Origin of the sequence: Peribacillus simplex, from assembly GCF_900156045.1 — a bacterium.
Taxonomy (GTDB): Bacteria; Bacillota; Bacilli; order Bacillales; family DSM-1321; genus Peribacillus; species Peribacillus simplex_D.
This window is the reverse complement of the sequence record NZ_FTMX01000012.1, coordinates 1-16636: the sequence shown is the minus strand read 5'-3', so window position 1 is coordinate 16636 and position 16636 is coordinate 1. Positions and strand designations below refer to the sequence as shown.

At 40.0% G+C, this 16636-nt stretch carries 16 protein-coding genes, 1 tRNA gene and 1 rRNA gene; 4 read left to right on the top strand and 14 right to left on the bottom strand.

Annotated features, from left to right (window positions below):
• Nucleotides 1–73: 73 nt before the first annotated feature.
• The 4 genes from BW986_RS26350 to BW986_RS26335 form a co-directional block, all read right to left on the bottom strand.
• Nucleotides 74–1750: a M20/M25/M40 family metallo-hydrolase gene (locus BW986_RS26350; protein WP_076372397.1), complete on the bottom strand. Its 1677-nt coding sequence runs from the start codon at nucleotides 1748–1750 to the stop codon at nucleotides 74–76.
• 27 nt (nucleotides 1751–1777) lie between these two features.
• Complete coding sequence (locus BW986_RS26345) at nucleotides 1778–2959, bottom strand: aminotransferase A (RefSeq protein WP_076372395.1); 1182 nt, start codon at nucleotides 2957–2959, stop codon at nucleotides 1778–1780.
• Between the two features lie 46 nt (nucleotides 2960–3005).
• Entirely contained in the window at nucleotides 3006–4322 is a 1317-nt protein-coding gene (locus BW986_RS26340) for an MFS transporter (RefSeq protein WP_142244750.1), read from the bottom strand.
• A 103-nt stretch (nucleotides 4323–4425) separates the two neighbouring features.
• On the bottom strand, nucleotides 4426–5106 hold the full coding sequence (locus BW986_RS26335) for an RraA family protein (RefSeq protein WP_179086175.1): 681 nt from the start codon (nucleotides 5104–5106) through the stop codon (nucleotides 4426–4428).
• Nucleotides 5107–5340: 234 nt separating this feature from the next.
• On the opposite strand from BW986_RS26335, the gene BW986_RS26330 reads away from it, so the two are divergent.
• Complete coding sequence (locus BW986_RS26330) at nucleotides 5341–5991, top strand: GntR family transcriptional regulator (protein ID WP_076372389.1); 651 nt, start codon at nucleotides 5341–5343, stop codon at nucleotides 5989–5991.
• Nucleotides 5992–6752: 761 nt separating this feature from the next.
• Here BW986_RS26330 and groL read toward each other — a convergent pair.
• Together groL and groES are read right to left on the bottom strand one after the other, a co-directional pair.
• Nucleotides 6753–8390 carry a chaperonin GroEL gene (gene groL, locus BW986_RS26325; protein WP_053533467.1) on the bottom strand — a complete coding sequence of 546 codons (1638 nt, stop codon included), beginning with the start codon at nucleotides 8388–8390 and terminating at the stop codon, nucleotides 6753–6755.
• Between the two features lie 59 nt (nucleotides 8391–8449).
• Entirely contained in the window at nucleotides 8450–8734 is a 285-nt protein-coding gene (gene groES, locus BW986_RS26320) for a co-chaperone GroES (RefSeq protein WP_034306337.1), read from the bottom strand.
• A 334-nt stretch (nucleotides 8735–9068) separates the two neighbouring features.
• On the opposite strand from groES, the gene BW986_RS26315 reads away from it, so the two are divergent.
• Together BW986_RS26315 and BW986_RS26310 are read left to right on the top strand one after the other, a co-directional pair.
• The gene (locus BW986_RS26315; RefSeq protein ID WP_076372387.1) at nucleotides 9069–9794 is read left to right on the top strand and encodes a CPBP family intramembrane glutamic endopeptidase; all 726 of its coding nucleotides are present in this window, start codon (nucleotides 9069–9071) and stop codon (nucleotides 9792–9794) included.
• A complete protein-coding gene (locus BW986_RS26310; protein WP_034306342.1) occupies nucleotides 9791–10003 on the top strand; it encodes a YdiK family protein in 213 nt (70 codons plus the stop codon). The genes BW986_RS26315 and BW986_RS26310 overlap by 4 nt, the downstream gene beginning before the upstream one ends.
• A gap of 29 nt (nucleotides 10004–10032) precedes the next feature.
• Here the strand turns inward: BW986_RS26310 and BW986_RS26305 are convergent, their stop codons facing one another.
• The gene (locus BW986_RS26305) at nucleotides 10033–10692 is read right to left on the bottom strand and encodes a redox-sensing transcriptional repressor Rex (RefSeq protein ID WP_034306345.1); all 660 of its coding nucleotides are present in this window, start codon (nucleotides 10690–10692) and stop codon (nucleotides 10033–10035) included.
• A gap of 33 nt (nucleotides 10693–10725) precedes the next feature.
• On the bottom strand, nucleotides 10726–11232 hold the full coding sequence (gene moaC, locus BW986_RS26300; RefSeq protein ID WP_076372385.1) for a cyclic pyranopterin monophosphate synthase MoaC: 507 nt from the start codon (nucleotides 11230–11232) through the stop codon (nucleotides 10726–10728).
• 133 nt (nucleotides 11233–11365) lie between these two features.
• Here moaC and abc-f point away from each other — a divergent pair, with 133 nt between their 5' ends.
• Nucleotides 11366–13285, top strand: coding sequence for a ribosomal protection-like ABC-F family protein (gene abc-f, locus BW986_RS26295; RefSeq protein ID WP_076372383.1), 1920 nt, complete (start codon nucleotides 11366–11368; stop codon nucleotides 13283–13285).
• 280 nt (nucleotides 13286–13565) lie between these two features.
• Here the strand turns inward: abc-f and tsaD are convergent, their stop codons facing one another.
• From tsaD to rrf, 6 genes are all read right to left on the bottom strand, one after another.
• Nucleotides 13566–14579 (bottom strand): tRNA (adenosine(37)-N6)-threonylcarbamoyltransferase complex transferase subunit TsaD, encoded by a 1014-nt coding sequence (gene tsaD / locus BW986_RS26290; protein WP_076372381.1) that lies wholly within the window; start codon nucleotides 14577–14579, stop codon nucleotides 13566–13568.
• Nucleotides 14576–15028 (bottom strand): ribosomal protein S18-alanine N-acetyltransferase, encoded by a 453-nt coding sequence (gene rimI, locus BW986_RS26285; RefSeq protein ID WP_076372379.1) that lies wholly within the window; start codon nucleotides 15026–15028, stop codon nucleotides 14576–14578. The genes tsaD and rimI overlap by 4 nt, the downstream gene beginning before the upstream one ends.
• A gap of 22 nt (nucleotides 15029–15050) precedes the next feature.
• The gene (gene tsaB / locus BW986_RS26280; protein ID WP_076372377.1) at nucleotides 15051–15743 is read right to left on the bottom strand and encodes a tRNA (adenosine(37)-N6)-threonylcarbamoyltransferase complex dimerization subunit type 1 TsaB; all 693 of its coding nucleotides are present in this window, start codon (nucleotides 15741–15743) and stop codon (nucleotides 15051–15053) included.
• Nucleotides 15743–16195, bottom strand: a complete 453-nt coding sequence (tsaE, locus tag BW986_RS26275; protein WP_076372375.1) for a tRNA (adenosine(37)-N6)-threonylcarbamoyltransferase complex ATPase subunit type 1 TsaE — start codon at nucleotides 16193–16195, stop codon at nucleotides 15743–15745. Before tsaE ends, tsaB begins: the two co-directional genes overlap by 1 nt.
• 197 nt (nucleotides 16196–16392) lie before the next feature.
• Nucleotides 16393–16466, bottom strand: a tRNA-Met gene (locus BW986_RS26270).
• A 66-nt stretch (nucleotides 16467–16532) separates the two neighbouring features.
• A 5S ribosomal RNA gene (gene rrf, locus BW986_RS26265) occupies nucleotides 16533–16636 on the bottom strand; the annotation flags it as partial.

Genomic DNA, 16636 nt, shown 5'->3' with positions numbered 1-16636 from the left:
AGACATTAATTATTAGGAATGATAGGAAGGAATAAGAACTTCTTTCTACTCCCTATCTTCTGAAAACATTATATTACCGAGTGAAAACTCCCTCATTTTTTTTAAATAACTTAAGAGTTACATCTCTTAAAAGTCCAGGTAAAACGCCAAAAGTATAAGGTTTATAAACTCGTTCTGTCCATTTATGAGCGTCTTTTCCATATACCCCGATATTGATAGACGGAATATTGAGATTACGAATGTCCTTTATAGGCAAAGGATAAATGGACTCCCATTCTGGGAAATTATTTAATAACGACAGGATGTCCTCGTCAGTTTCGTGCAATGATAAAAAGCTACCATCTGCCAAATAGGGGAAGAACTTTTTCAGCGCAAACTTTTCGTCGGTTTCTTTTTCTACTTCTTCTAATACTTCTTTAAGCGCATTTTCCAGATTAGCGTCCCTCTCATTATCTTGATTTAAATAGTTGTGCGGAAGATAAGGTGGCGCGAAAAAGATGATAACCCGCGGCTTTTTATTAGGATCAAGTTCCTGTAAGGCTTCGACAATTTTGAAGCAAAGCATTCTTGGCTCTAAATTTTCATTCTCATTAAGCACTTTCTTCATTCTTTCCGCTGTATTAATACCCATCTTTTCCAACTCATCCACATAATCGGCCAAACTCGTTACTTCAATATTCCAGGATAGTGTCTTCGGTGGCAAGCCAGTTCGCATGAGAAAATCGTTGTAATGCTTGAATAGAACATGTTCTGTTTCCCTGCAGGCCTCAAATGCTACAGCAGTTAACTTATCCATGACTTCTTTCGTTGTCGCTTTATAAACAAAGTAATTAAAATAGAGGTAGCTACTAGTAGCGGTTTGAACATTGTAAAATTCTTTTGTATCCCGTTGATACAAACAAGAAGGTGGGAGAACCAATTCACCGTCAATATTTTCGGCTAGATCCAGGTTATTATGGACACGGCGCGTTATCTCAGCCGCAATAAAGTTTGGATCAATACCGGATAACGTTTCACCTACGTGGGCCTCGCGACCATAAATATAGAAACTCGGCAGAAGCTTACCTGCTGCTCCCGTATAAATATAGCGGTGAGGGTCATTATCGTATAAAGGAGTAATAAAGTCATCATTAATGGCTACCGTATAAGACAACCCTTGCTCCTCTTTCAATCGATTCAACTCAGCAATGGCAGATATCACTCCCTTATGCTGGCTTTCTTCATCAGGGTTCACCATTAACAGAATATTACCCGTTAATTCTTCAGGATGTTCGGAAAAGTGGAGAACATTTGCAATGTGTATTGCGATCCCGCTTTGCATATCAACGGCCCCTCTTCCAAACAGCCACTCTCCTGATTGAGCATCTTTTTGTACATCTTTGTCAAATTCATACATTTTGAAAAAATCCTCTAACGCATCGGGATTCATCGCATCTTTTTTCATGTTGCTATAATCTTCAATACCAACCGTATCCAAATGCGAATGGTAAATAATTGTATCTTTAGTTTCAGTTTTCCCTTTGACTAAAGCAAAAATATTTTTCCGGCCTAGTATATCGTTTGGAACCGGCTGTTCCCATACTTGAGATGGGTTTTGTTGAAAATAGGGAAAGCTAAGAAGAGTTTCTTTTACAAAGTTAGCCACTTCCACCTCGCCAATTGTTCCGTTAATGCTGTTAATACTTACAAGAGCACGTGTAAGCGCTTCTACTTTTTCTGGCATTGTCATGTTGTAAATTTCGTTGTACATGATTGTTATCTCCTTAAAAAATTTTTTTTATTTATTAGTTGCTAACGACTTACACTTTATTGAATGAACAAATTGCTCCATTCGATTTAATCCTTCTTCAAGCGTTTCGATAGAAGCCGCATAAGAAATCCTTACGTACCCTTCTCCAAACTCTGAAAACGCATCGCCAGGAACAACTGCAACACTTGTCTCTTGGAGTAGCTTCAACGCAAAATCAAACGATTTCATCTTTGTACTTTTTATAGAAGGGAATACGTAAAAGGCGCCATCTGGTTCGATCACATCTAATCCCATGTCAGAGAGCCTTTGGCAGATGTACTCTCTTCTTTTTCGATACTCTTCAGCCATCTGGCTCGGATCATCCTTCCCTTTGGTTAAAGCTTCGATTGCCGCATATTGGCTAATTGTGCTGGCACATACTGAATTATAAAGATGGACTTTTAACATCTGGCTAGATAAAAAGGAAGGCGAAAAAGTAAAACCAATTCTCCAACCTGTCATAGAATGGGATTTTGCAAGTCCGTTAATGACGATAGTTTTCTCCCTCATACCTGGAACAGAGGCAATTGAACAATGCTTTTTATCATAAGACAGTTCACTGTAGATTTCGTCTGAAACAACAAAGATGTTTTTATTTCTAAGTACATTAGCAATTTCAACGATATCTTCTTCACTTAACATCCTTCCGGTAGGATTTGAAGGTGAGCAAAGAACAATGCAGCGTGTTCGTTCCGTTAGTTTATTCTTAATCATTTCAGCATTCATTTTAAAAGAATTTTTTGACGTATCAACGTAAACCGGAACTGCTCCGCATAATGTAATTAACGGTTCGTATCCAGGATAAATGGGAGAGGGAAGAATGACTTCATCCCCTGCTTGTAAAATGGTTCGGAACGCACTATCAATGGCTTCAGTTGCACCATTTGTTACAATGATTTCATCCTCAGGATTGTAGACGAGATTGTACTTTTGAAATACATAATCTGCGGCAGCCTTCCGTAGGCTCAATAGGCCCGCGTTATGTGTATAGGCTGTACGATCTTGTCTAATCGCTGTTATTGCAGCTTCTTTTATATGTTCAGGAGTTGCGAAATCCGGCTGACCAAGGGTAAGATTAATCGCATCGGTATAATGGATCACCATGTTGGAAAATGTTCTTATACCGGGAATCTTGATAGTTGAGACGCTTTTATTTATCGAAATTTCCATTTGTCCTATCACCTTTTTTATTTATTTTGATCTTTACATGGTGTTTCTAATTTTCAGCCGGAATTAATGGACGATCAGGTTTAATGAGAAACCATAAGAATATAGCAAGTCCGATAGGGATGATGTTGATTAAAAGGGTTGTATTCCAACCCATTTCCTGTGCAAACCATCCGCAGATAATCGGAGACGTTATTCCACCAATGCTTCCCCAAAGGTTCATCCAACCACTGACAGACCCTGCGAATTCTTGACCTAAATCGTTTGCGGTTGCCCAAGAAGTCACGATTGGCAGCCCAAGAGCGCCAAGTGCTAGTGTCAACCAGACAACGTTCATCCAAGGACTAGTGGAGAAGGCAGCGAAATACAATCCGATAATGAAAAAAATGAATCCGGTCAAGGCTAGACTACCTCGGGCCTTCATTCTTGAGTTTGTTCTTTGTAAGATGATATCCGATAAGGCGCCTCCAGCAAGAACAGTGAAACAAATAGCCAGCCAAGGGAAACTTGCCGCTACCCCCATTTCTTTTAATGAGAAGTTTCGTGCTTCCATTAAATAAGTAGGTAACCATGTTAAAAAGAAGGTGTTCATATAGATAACGACAAAGTATTGTATCCCAACTGCCCAAAATCTGATGTTTCTTAGATACACCTTCCACGGGGCGGTTTTTTTTACTGTTCCGGTGATGCTTCGATTTTCACAAATAAGTTTTTTTTCCTTTTCAGAAATCCAGGGATGATTTTCTGGTTTATCACGCCCTACAATATACCAAATTAAGCTAATCCCAATGCCAAGAATAGCGAAACTATAGAAAACGCCTTGCCATCCAAAAAGCAGCAAGATAGCCACTGAAATTCCTGGTGCTATAACAGGTCCGAAGAAGGAACCAGCTAATAATGCACTTGCTGCGCGTCCCTTTTCATGTTTTTGGAACCAGTATGAATTAAAGACAGCGTTGGCTGGATACATTGGACCCTCCCCAACACCAAATAAAAACCTTACAATGCATAATACAACGTAAGACGTAGAGGCAGCTGAAAGTGCTGTAAATGCAGACCACCAGGTAATCGCTATTATAATGATCTTCCTTGACCCGAATTTTTCTGCTAGCATCCCACCTGGAATTTGAGCAATACAATATCCTGCGTAAAAGAGGGAAGACAAAAGTCCAAATTCAACTTTGTTCATATTTAAAGCATCCATCATCGGTTTAGCGACCACAGATAGATTGGCTCGATCCATGTACGCTATCAAACCTATAATAAAAAAGATCAAACCCATTCCCCAACGTAATCCAATTTTTCTTTCCTTGCCTTGAGATTCGGTGATTAATTCTACCTGTTTTTCGATTTTCCCTGGCTTCATCTTTTTATCCACTTCCTTTATAAGAATTGATAACTGAAAAAAGTATAAAACAGGATTATGTTGGGAGCCTAGGTGAAAGAAATAAGTATTTTTAGTAAATAGGTCAATTCTGATTATTAACTAACATCTTTTCCCAAAGAGGATCGAAACGGCGAAGGTATTTTTCAACGCCTAAAGCTTGCAACTCTTGGCGTCGTTTTTCATCTGCCTCTTCTTCCTTTTTGCCGATTTCAATAAAACTTAATGTTTCTTCTTGTGGAACAACTAACAAGCCATCATTACTTCCAACAATAATATCCCCAGGGTTAACGATGCATCCTGAAATGGATACAGGTACGTTTACGTCGCCATCAATACTATAGACCTTGGTAGTTAAAGGTGAAATCGCGTAAGAAAACACGGTGAATTGCAAATTATTAATTATTTTAGTGTCGGTAACAGGCCCGTTAATGATCGCAGCAATAGCTCCTTTTTCCATCGCAACTCTTGTCGTAATTTCTCCCCAACATGCAAAACGCTCTTCTTCGTTCATATCAATCACAACTACATCACCAGGCTGTACTAAATCCAGTGCCTTATAAACTAATAGACCGTCATTTGGAGGGATTCGGACCGTCACTGCAGGCCCAGCAAATGTGTTTTCAATCGGGAATAAAGGCTTGATTTTCTTAGTACTGATTAATTGGAAATTCAAATGATGCCCATAATCACTTGGTGAAATATTTCCCAATTTCTTTACTTCTTCAAGTTTTGGTCTTGGAGTTATAGAATTTACCGTTATCATTACATTCATCCTTTCTCTGTAAACGCTATCAATCACTAACATTATGCCTCTCTTGACTTGTTGTATTTATGTTGTATATTATATGTATACAACAGATAAACTCATTAGTCAATCTATTCTGAATTTAAATGCATGATTTATATGATAGAATAAAGTAACTAAAGAAATTCATTGTTGATTTTAATTTTTATATACTATTATGTAGTATTAATACTTTTTAAAAGGATAGATAAAATGAGCATAAACCAACCCAAACGACAATTTTTAAAAGATCGAGCTTATGAGATGATTAAGAAACTACTTATGAACGGAGAGTTATCGCCAGGAGAATTCGTTAAAGAAGGGGATCTTAGTGAACAGTTAGAAATGAGCAGGACTCCCATCCGGTCTGCCCTTCAGCGTTTAGAACATGATGGATTGGTCCGCATTCATCCAAAGCAAGGTATCTATATATGTGATATTTCTGTAAAACAAGTCAATGAAGTGTATGAAATACGAATTGCACTTGAAACATTTGCGTTACGAAAGCTTTCACAAATTATTGAAAAGCACCAAATCGAAGAACTATATGACATCTTAAACCAGCAATACGAGTATATAAAAAATGAAGATTCCTATTCAGCACTTGAATACGATATGAGGTTCCATCATAAAATAATGGAGATTAATAAAAATGAACAAATGCTTGAGATATTTATAAGCATTAGAGAAAAACTGAAATTTTACGGAAAAGAAGTATTAAAGAAAAAAATAGATCGCCTAAAACAAACATATGATGAACACTTATTAATTGTAGAGGCCCTGGAAAAAGGCAACACGGAAGAAGTCGTTCGACATATTGAAGAACACTTACAATATGGCAGAAAAACGCTCCTGGATTCTTGAATAGTACTGCAGTATTGAGTGATGCTAGTCAAAAAAATCCAAAAAAGGACTGACATCATCTGTCATTCTCTACAAGACAAACAACACTATTTACAATTTGAATTGTTGTTTATCAAAAATATTATTGTAAGTAACTCATTACACTGCAAAGTAATATTCAAAAAGTCCACACCTATAATTGGTGTGGACTTTTTGAATATTACTGACATAAACTCTAACGGTTTTTTTTGTAGGGAACTTCTTTTCAAAGCAGGGCTTATATTACAAAGCAAAATGAAGGCGATAAGCCAGAGTTGACTTTGGTTTCGTACTTGTTAAATGGAGATAACTTAATTGGGTGCAATCTAAAGAGTAAGCTTTGAATCACTCTCAATAAAAGGCCTATCTACTGCCTTGTTCTCATTATATATAGTGTAGAAAAGTGCCTCCTTTGCGTTTAGAAACACATCTAATCTTTCACTATTAAAAAGGTCACCGAGAACACTTCCAATAAATACCACAAAGGAGTAATGAAGAGAAATTCTTCTAGCAACATCATTCTCAACTGATTTTTCTGTACTCTTCAAATTCCCGTAAATAAATAGTTCGTTTATCTTTCAAACGATTTATAAACTCCATTCCAATTGCACCATGATTGTCAGTGAAGAAAAAAGCCCCCCACAGTAAACTGTGGGGGGCCTTCAACTTTAAAGATATTCACATGTTAGGTGAGCATTCATTCTGAATCCTCGTTAAACCCCTATAAGGGATTTAAGCGATGATTACATCATGCCGCCCATTCCGCCCATGCCGCCCATGTCAGGCATGCCCATTCCGCCAGCGCCTGCAGGTTCTGGTTTGTCAGCAACGACAGCTTCTGTCGTTAAGAACATAGCTGCTACAGAACCAGCGTTTTGTAGAGCTGAACGAGTTACTTTAGTAGGATCGACGATACCGGATTCGATCATGTTCACCCATTGTCCAGTAGCTGCATTGAAGCCAGTGCCTACTGCTTCGCCTTTAAGGCGCTCTACGATTACAGAGCCTTCAAGACCGGCATTGTGAGCGATTTGACGAACAGGCTCTTCGATTGCACGAAGAACGATTTTCACACCTGTTGCAACGTCGCCTTCCGCTTGAATTTCAGCGATTTTATTGTATACGTTAAGAAGTGCTGTACCACCACCGGCTACGATACCTTCTTCAACAGCGGCACGAGTGGAGTTCAATGCATCTTCAATACGAAGTTTACGTTCTTTCAATTCTGTTTCGGTAGCTGCACCAACTTTGATTACCGCTACGCCACCAGCTAATTTAGCAAGGCGTTCTTGTAATTTTTCACGGTCGAATTCAGAAGTTGTTTCTTCTAATTGAACACGGATTTGGTTTACACGAGCTTGAATTTGAGCTGTGTCTCCAGAACCTTCAACGATTGTTGTATTTTCTTTTGTAACAACCACTTTAGACGCACGGCCTAATGAATCGATTGTTGCAGATTTAAGATCAAGTCCGATTTCTTCAGTGATCACTTCGCCGCCTGTAAGAGCTGCGATGTCTTCAAGCATTGCTTTACGACGGTCACCGAATCCAGGAGCCTTAACCGCAACAGCGTTGAATGTTCCACGAAGTTTGTTCACAACAAGAGTTGCAAGCGCTTCGCCTTCTACATCTTCAGCAATCAATAATAGCGGTTTCCCTTGTTGAACAACTTGTTCAAGGACAGGAAGGATTTCTTGGATATTCGTGATTTTTTTATCTGTGATCAAGATATATGGATTCTCAAGGACAGCTTCCATTTTATCTGAATCAGTAACCATGTATGGAGATGCATATCCGCGATCGAACTGCATACCTTCTACTACGTCCAATTCAGTTGTGAAACCTTTAGACTCTTCGATAGTGATGACGCCGTCGTTACCAACGCGCTCCATTGCTTCAGCAATCAGTTGGCCCACTTCTTCATCAGCTGAAGAGATGGCAGCAACTTGTGCGATTGATTCTTTGTTTTCAACAGGTTTGGAAATGGCTTTCAATTCTGCAATTGCTGAATTGACCGCTTTCTCGATTCCTTTACGGATACCCATTGGGTTAGCGCCAGCTGTTACGTTTTTAAGACCTTCACGGATCATCGCTTGTGCAAGAACCGTTGCAGTAGTTGTACCGTCACCAGCTACGTCGTTTGTTTTGCTTGCTACTTCAGCAACCAATTTCGCACCCATGTTTTCGAATGCATCTTCCAATTCGATTTCTTTAGCGATTGTCACACCGTCATTTGTGATAAGCGGTGAACCGAATTTTTTCTCAAGAACCACGTTACGACCTTTTGGTCCAAGCGTTACTTTAACTGCATCTGCAAGTGCGTCCACACCACGAAGCATGGAACGGCGAGCTTCTTCACTAAATTTAATTTCTTTAGCCATTTATAAGTACCTCCCTAAAATTTTAAGAAAATTTTCGTTCAGTTAAGTATGATGTATAATTAGCCGATAACAGCTAGAATGTCGCTTTCACGTAAAATTAAGTATTCAGTGTCTTCGTATTTAACTTCAGTACCTGCATATTTTGAGAAGATAATTAGATCGCCTTGGGCAACCTCTAAAGCAACACGTTCGCCATTTTCAAGGACACGGCCAGTACCAACTGCGACTACCTTACCTTCTTGTGGCTTTTCTTTAGCAGTATCAGGAAGAACAATACCGCTTGCAGTTTTTTCTTCAGTTTGAACTAGTTCAATAATAACGCGATCACCTAATGGTTTTAACAAGTGAAACAACCTCCTCATATTCTCTCGATAATTTGTTTCATGATTATTAGCACTCTTCATCATCGAGTGCTAACACATTTATAATATTAAATAAACCGAGCCTTTTTTGCAAGTATCTTATTGAAAATTTTTTATTAATTTCTGATAAATTACGGGTAAACTACATTAGCATAATGTTTTCCTTAATAATGTAATTGAAATGTTATGTTAGGGGTACCTTTAAGTGGTGTTCTGCCTCAATATTTGATACCATTTTGGAGTATGCGTTTATAGATTGTCCCCATATCAGGAACGTTCCGAACGGGATGGGTGACTATAAAAGGAGTTTTCATTTTTGAAAAAAGAATATTGGTTCGTCATCATCACTTATATTGCCATGCAATTATCCAGTATTGTTGGGGTACCCATTTTCATGCTGATCGGGTCTTATACCGGAATGCCGGCAGATGAACTCGAAGTGAAATCTGCAGCATACTGGATAGTTTTCAGTTTTCTCGCTGCTTTATTCTTGATTCTTTTTTTAATGAGAAAAGATATGAGGGAAAAGCTGGACACGAGAAATCAAACTTCCGTCCAGATGTCCATATTATGGGCAATTGCAGGAGTGTTCATGGCACTTTTTGCACAAAGCATTGCCGGCAGCATTGAACAAATGCTTGGGGTGGAGTCTGAATCTGAAAATACGCAGCAACTTATCTCACTCATTTACAAAGTCCCCATGGTTATTTTCGTCACTTCAGTAATTGGACCTATATTGGAAGAATTAATTTTCCGGAAAATCATTTTCGGATCACTTCATAAACGCTTTAACTTCTTTATTTCAGCTTTAATCAGCTCAGTTATTTTCGGCTTGGCGCATGGTGAATTTGAACATCTTCTTTTATATACGGCAATGGGCTTCACCTTTGCTTTCCTTTATGCGAAAACAGGCCGCATTCTCGTTTCCATGAGCGCTCATATTGCGATGAATACGCTTGTTATCATCCTTCAAGTGGTATATCGGGAGGATATTGAGAAGATGCTAGATACTGCACAGGCCTTCATCGGAGGTTTATTATGAAACGTCAATCACCATTATTCATGGGCATCATCTATGCAGGCTTAGGAGCTCTTTTTACCGCCATCGCGATTCAAACCGTCAATTCTTCCGGATGGGGACTCTTTGCCTACATACTGGTCCTTATTGCAACTCTTGATTTTGGATCGGGATTGCGCATGATCATGCTGCACTTTAAGATTAAAGCTGCACAAAAAAATAAGAAAAAATAAAAAAACGCTGCAATGATGCAGCGTTTTTTTCATTCCTCCAATGCGGCTTCTTCCACTACAGGATAATGTTTCAGGAAGTAGATGAGCGACTGAAGCTCCACGGCCAGGTCAATGTGGTGAACCCTTATGGATGGGGGCACAGTCAGCCGTGCAGGTGTGAAATTCAATATTCCTTTTATATCGGCTTTGACTAGACGATCGGTTATCGTTTGGGCTACCTGTGCAGGCACTGTCAATATAGCCGCAGTAATATTATTTTCCTGCAATAGTGTATCGATTTGATCCATATGATAGATGGGCACATCAGCTATTCGCTTGCCGACCTTTTCTTCAGAAACTTCGAAAGCCATTTCAATTTTTGTATTATTATTTTTCATGAAATTATAATTTAAAAAAGCGGTTCCTAAATTTCCTACCCCGATTAAAGCGACTTTGGTCAATTCATCTTGATCTAGTGTTTTTCTGAAGAAGGATAATAAATAATTGACATTATAGCCGTAGCCTTTTTTCCCAAGCGCGCCAAAGTAGGAAAAATCACGGCGAATTGTGGCGGAATCCACTTTTACAGCTTCACTTAGCTCTGCCGAGGAAACTCTTTGTTTGCCTGAGGAATGTAAGTTCTTTAAAAATCGATAATACAATGGCAACCTTTTGGCTGTCGCCTGCGGTATCTTTGGGTCATGGTTCATTGTTCTTCCCCGCTTTCACACATGCTTTTCATCTTAATCTCTATCTGTTTGTTTTACTTGCCTCTTATAATCGCTACTAGACACTCCGCCTGTTTTCTCCACTAAGAATGTAGGCCCGATCACCATTCCCTTATCAATGGCCTTACACATGTCATAAACAGTCAAGGCAGTCACGGATGCAGCTGTTAACGCTTCCATTTCCACACCTGTACTCCCTTTTGTCTTAGCTTCCGTTTCAATCCTAAGCCTATATCCTTGATTTTCTTTTTCCCAATCAAAGGCTATATTGACCCCTTGCAGAGCAATGGGATGGCACATCGGAATTATATTGGATGTATTTTTGCTGGCCATTATTCCTGCAACTTGCGCAACAGCCAGTACATCACCTTTTTTCATTTTATGGTTCGTGACCAATTCATATATTTCGTCATTCAATAAAATGCTCGATTGAGCTACTGCCGTCCGGGTTGTTTCAGGCTTAGCACTCACATCGACCATTTTGGCCCTGCCCTGTTCATTAAAATGCGTTAAGTCTCCCATTTAAGTAACCCCTCCTAAATCATACACTATTATTCCACTTTATGTAACAGCTTTTGTTTTAGCTTGGAACCAAGCTGTTGCCGATAATAACTAAAATACGTTACACTAACATTAATCAATTGAGGTGAAATCTATGATTTTATTACAAATCAATCAACTATCGAAATATTATGGAGCTGAACTTATTTTATCAAATATGAAGCTCGAAGTTCAAAATAAAGATCGAATTGCACTTGTCGGCCGAAATGGCGCCGGTAAATCCACTCTGCTTAAAATCATAGCTGGGCAGCTTTCCCATGATGGCGGTGAAATAATCAAACCAAAAGGCGTCACCATCGGCTATATGGCCCAGGATACGGGATTGGAATCCGAACTTACCATTTGGGATGAGATGCTGACTGTATTCACGGACCTTATAGAGCAGGAAAAGGAACTGCGTCGCCTTGAGGCTGATATGGCCAGACCTGACATCTTTGAAAACGAAACAATTTACCAAAAAGTGCTGAATGAATACGACACTTTGATGGTGGCATTCAAAGAGAAGGGCGGTTATCAATATGAAGCGGATATCCGTTCCGTATTGCATGGACTTCAGTTTGCTGACTTTGACTATTCTACCCCAATTTCCACTTTAAGCGGTGGACAAAAAACAAGGCTTGCTTTAGGGAAACTGCTTTTAAGGAAACCGGATATATTGATTCTGGATGAGCCGACGAACCATCTGGATATCGAAACCCTCTCTTGGCTTGAACAATATTTACAAAGCTACCAGGGAGCTGTCCTTATTGTTTCCCATGACCGTTATTTCTTAGATAAAGTAGTAAACCTCGTATATGAGATTTCCCGGAATAACATGAAAAAATACCATGGTAATTATAGTTCTTACCTAGAGGGAAAAGCGGAAGATTATGAGCGGGACATGAAACTGTTCGAGAAGCAACAAGGGGAAATAGAGAAGCTTCGCGACTTTGTCCAACGTAATATCACCAGGGCTTCCACCACGAAAAGAGCACAAAGCAGACGCAAACAGCTCGAAAAGATGGATGTATTGGACAAGCCGCAAGGTGATGAAAAATCCGCGAATTTTTCTTTCCAGATTGAAAGGCAAAGCGGAAATGAGGTACTTCACCTCCAGGACTTGGCTATTGGATACGAAGGGGAAACGGTATCAAAGAATATAAACTCCCGGATGACTAAAGGTGAAAGCATAGCACTTGTTGGCCCAAATGGAGTTGGAAAATCAACTTTATTGAAAACGATCATTTCTAAACTGCCTGCACTTTCTGGGGGTTTCCGTTTTGGAACGAACGTAGAAGTCAGCTACTACGATCAAGAACAGGCTAACCTTGTTTCCAATAAACGCGTACTCAATGAATTATGGGACGACTATCCCCTTAAACCGGAAAAGGATATTCGAACCGTACTTGGTAATTTCCTATTTAGCGGGGACGATGTTTTGAAAACCGTTTCCACACTAAGCGGGGGCGAAAAGGCCCGGCTTGCCCTAGCCAAAATGATGATGCAAAAAGGGAATTTTTTAATTCTTGATGAACCAACGAACCATTTGGACCTCGATAGTAAATTGGTGCTTGAAAATGCTTTGATCGATTATCCAGGAACCATTCTTTTCGTTTCACATGACCGTTATTTCATAAATCGGATAGCAACGAAAGTGATCGAGCTCTCCAAAGACGGCAACGAAGAATTCCTCGGTGATTATGATTACTATTTAGAGAAGAAACAGGAGCAGGCGGAAATCCAAGCACTCGAACAGCAGGAACAGGCTAAAACTTTAGATGCAGCTGTAGAAAAAACAAATTACAAAATTGATAAAGAAGCAAAAAAAGCTGAACGCCAGCGAAAACGGCGCATTGAGGAAATCGAGGCAGCCATGGAGCTTCTTGAAATTGAAATAAACGAATATAATGATCTCCTTTGTGATCCAAGTGTTTTTCAGGACCATGAAAAAGTGATGGAGGTCCAAACAAAGCTTGATCATGCACAGGAAAGTTTGGACCAGCTTCTCGAAGAATGGACTGAACTGGAAGAATGACAAAAGACCGAGTCAATTGACTCAGTCTTTTTCTTTTTCCAATCAAAACGTCGCTTGAAAGTTATCCACAAAATTGTTAACAAACCACTTACCGTTCACTAGCCATTAATTTGAGTTATGCACATTATCCACAGAAACATATCCACTTATCCACAAAAACACCGCTTTATACACATGCAGTATGATTATCCAAAAAACTTTATCCACAGAATATTCTATTTTTTTATAAACACGATAAAAAGACAGGATGCCGAAGTGAGGTATCCTGTCTTCTCGTCAATTAAAATGCTTCGATATCCAATCCAGGATTTCCGTTCAAATCCAAACCAGATCGTTTTCCCTTTTCAAACATGACACTGCCAGCAGCACCGATCATGGCGGCGTTGTCCGTACAAAGATAGAGGGGCGGAATGGATATATCCATAGGTAAATCCTTGAAAGCTTCCGTTAATGCTTCCCTAAGGCCTTTATTTGCCGCAACTCCTCCAGCAAGTAATACCTGTTTCACATTATATTCCTTTGCAGCCTTTACAGCTTTCATTACAAGCACTTCTATCACGCTTGCTTGGAAACTTGCCGCTAAATCTTTAGGTTCAATTTTTTCCCCGCGCTGTTCAGCATTATGCAACGTGTTGATTACCGCTGATTTCAACCCGCTGAAAGAAAAGTCATAGCTGCCATCCAACCATGCCCGAGGCAGTTTCAAAGTTGGTGAGCCTTCTTGTGCAAGCCTATCGATATGAGGGCCGCCAGGATAAGGGAGCCCCAAGGTTCGGGCCACTTTATCATACGCCTCACCTGCTGCATCATCCCGCGTCTCCCCTATCACCTTGAAAGAACCCGGTTCTTCTAAAAGCACCAATTCCGTATGTCCTCCCGAAACGACTAAAGAAAGCGCAGGATATTCGATCTCCTGAATAAGACGATTTGCATAGATATGACCCGCGATATGATGCGTACCGACAATCGGTATTCCATGTGCGAAAGCTACAGCCTTCGCCGCATTCACGCCTATTAATAGTGCCCCTACAAGTCCGGGACCTTCTGTAACCGCAATGGCATCCAAGTCTTCATAGGTCACACCGGCTTGCAGCAGTGCTTCTTCAAGAACGATCGTAATTTGTTCTACATGATGACGGGAAGCTATTTCCGGGACGACACCGCCAAAACGTTTATGGCTTTCAATTTGTGAAGCCACGACATTACTCAGTATCTCCGTTCCATTTTTTATGACAGCTGCCGCAGTTTCATCGCAGCTTGTTTCAATTCCTAATATAAATTGATCTTTTTTCATGAAAAATTCACCCACATAACATAAGCATCTTCTTGATTGTCTGTATAATAATTTTTTCGGATTCCACCCTTTTGGAAACCAAGTTTTTCATAAAGCGAAATGGCTACTGAATTACTGACACGGACCTCAAGCGTCATCCTCACCACACCCATCGAAATGGAGATTTCAATCATCTTCCTGAGCAAAGCTTCCCCAAGCTTTTGCCCTCGGTATTCTGGCAATATCGCTATATTGGTAATGTGCGATTCATCAATGACGATCCACGCACCGCAATAACCGGCAATTTTCCCTTCATCCTCTATCACCATGTATACAGCATATTGATTATGATTCAGTTCATTAAAAAAAGCTTCCCGGCTCCAAGGCAAAGTAAAGGACTGCTTTTCCACATTAAGCACTTGGTCGATATCTTCCGTATTCATCTTTCGGAACGTCAATGTTTTACTCATAATAATCGGTCGCTTTCCTTATTTATTTCCCCTGCTGTTCAAGCCACTTAGCTTCTGCTTCAGCCATGCGGATATAATTCGGTACAAACTGGTGAACATCGACTTCAGTCTTATCAAGACCAATGAAGGCCAGTTCGCTTGGTCTTGAGTTATATGACTGTACCGGAGCAAATACAGCTAAATCACCTAATGCTTCCGTAATTGCATCCCGGTGGATGTCCACATCTTGACCAACGAATAAAACAGGACGATTTAATTCCTTCAGTTGATTCGCCCACTCAGAGGATAGAATATTACAATCTTCAATGACTGTCTTTAAAGAGTTATTTTCCATTTCATATAATCCAGTATAAATCTGCCCTCTTCTTGCATCGAACAAGGGAGAGATCAATCCGTTAAAATAACGTCCATTAGCTGCTAAAACCTCTAAGCTGGAAACACCCGATAACGGAATCTGAAGCGTCCAGGCCAAGCTTTTGGCAATCGTCACTCCAATCCTGACGCCTGTATAGGATCCTGGGCCTTGAGCGACCACTATCTTAGTCAAATCCTTCGGTTCAGTATCACAATCCCTCAGCAGTGTTTCAATTGCTGGCATGACCCGGACCGAATGATTTTTCTTTAGGTTCGTCGTATACTCACCAATTACTTGAGTCCCGTTCACCAGGGCAACCCCTAATGTGAAATTCGATGTATCTATAGCTAAAACCTTCATCAAATAATCTCCTTACATAACTTTACATATCTTTCGCCTTTGGCTTCCAGAACAAAACGCCGACTTGTATCGCTCAGACGATAAATATAAATGGTCAAGATTTCCTTTGGAAGGTGATCCTTTATTAAATGGGCCCATTCAACGACAGTCACACCATCACCATCAAAATATTCTTCAAAGCCTAAATCTTCTTCCGATTCACTTACCCGATATACATCCATATGATATAAAGGCAATCGACCCATATATTCCTTTATTATCGTAAAGGTAGGGCTATTCACCATTCTGGTAACACCTAATCCTTTAGCCAGCCCTTTTGTGAATGCTGTCTTCCCAGCACCCAAGTCACCTTCTAAAGCCAGTACATCGCCACTTGAAAGCTTTTGTGCCAATTCATGCGCAAATCGCGCTGTTTCTTCCTCATTCTGAGAAATCCATTCAACCTGTTGCATATATCAATCACCTTTATCATTATTAGGAAAACGTCCTAAAGTTCATGTCGAGAACCATAAACGCAATATTATGGAATAAAAACCATTCTATATGTAGTTTACCTTGTTTCAAAAGAAGAAACAAATAAGTTAGGGACATAATTATTCGAATTTCGGATAAAACAAAAAAACGAAACCTAAGTTTCGTTTTTTCATGATTGCGGGGACAGGATTTGAACCTGCGACCTTCGGGTTATGAGCCCGACGAGCTACCGGACTGCTCCACCCCGCGACGGTATAAATGCTTCTTTTATAAATATAGTATTCCCGATCACTCAAAAAGAATACAAAGATTATAGCTTGGCGGCGTCCTACTCTCACAGGGGGAAACCCCCAACTACCATCGGCGCTGAAGAGCTTAACTGCCGTGTTCGGAATGGGAACGGGTGTGACCTCTTCGCT

Excerpts from the sequence above, each read along its gene's own strand:
- moaC (WP_076372385.1), bottom strand. The coding sequence starts at position 11,232 with ATGGGAGACTTAACGCATTTTAATGAACAGGGCAGGGCCAAAATGGTC.
- BW986_RS26310 (WP_034306342.1), top strand. The coding sequence starts at position 9,791 with ATGAAACGTCAATCACCATTATTCATGGGCATCATCTATGCAGGCTTA.
- groL (WP_053533467.1), bottom strand. The coding sequence starts at position 8,390 with ATGGCTAAAGAAATTAAATTTAGTGAAGAAGCTCGCCGTTCCATGCTT.
- BW986_RS26350 (WP_076372397.1), bottom strand. The coding sequence starts at position 1,750 with ATGTACAACGAAATTTACAACATGACAATGCCAGAAAAAGTAGAAGCG.
- BW986_RS26340 (WP_142244750.1), bottom strand. The coding sequence starts at position 4,322 with ATGAAGCCAGGGAAAATCGAAAAACAGGTAGAATTAATCACCGAATCT.
- tsaB (WP_076372377.1), bottom strand. The coding sequence starts at position 15,743 with ATGAAGGTTTTAGCTATAGATACATCGAATTTCACATTAGGGGTTGCC.
- BW986_RS26345 (WP_076372395.1), bottom strand. The coding sequence starts at position 2,959 with ATGGAAATTTCGATAAATAAAAGCGTCTCAACTATCAAGATTCCCGGT.
- BW986_RS26305 (WP_034306345.1), bottom strand. The coding sequence starts at position 10,692 with ATGAACCATGACCCAAAGATACCGCAGGCGACAGCCAAAAGGTTGCCA.
- rimI (WP_076372379.1), bottom strand. The coding sequence starts at position 15,028 with ATGAGTAAAACATTGACGTTCCGAAAGATGAATACGGAAGATATCGAC.
- abc-f (WP_076372383.1), top strand. The coding sequence starts at position 11,366 with ATGATTTTATTACAAATCAATCAACTATCGAAATATTATGGAGCTGAA.
- BW986_RS26330 (WP_076372389.1), top strand. The coding sequence starts at position 5,341 with ATGAGCATAAACCAACCCAAACGACAATTTTTAAAAGATCGAGCTTAT.
- BW986_RS26335 (WP_179086175.1), bottom strand. The coding sequence starts at position 5,106 with ATGATAACGGTAAATTCTATAACTCCAAGACCAAAACTTGAAGAAGTA.
- tsaD (WP_076372381.1), bottom strand. The coding sequence starts at position 14,579 with ATGAAAAAAGATCAATTTATATTAGGAATTGAAACAAGCTGCGATGAA.
- tsaE (WP_076372375.1), bottom strand. The coding sequence starts at position 16,195 with ATGCAACAGGTTGAATGGATTTCTCAGAATGAGGAAGAAACAGCGCGA.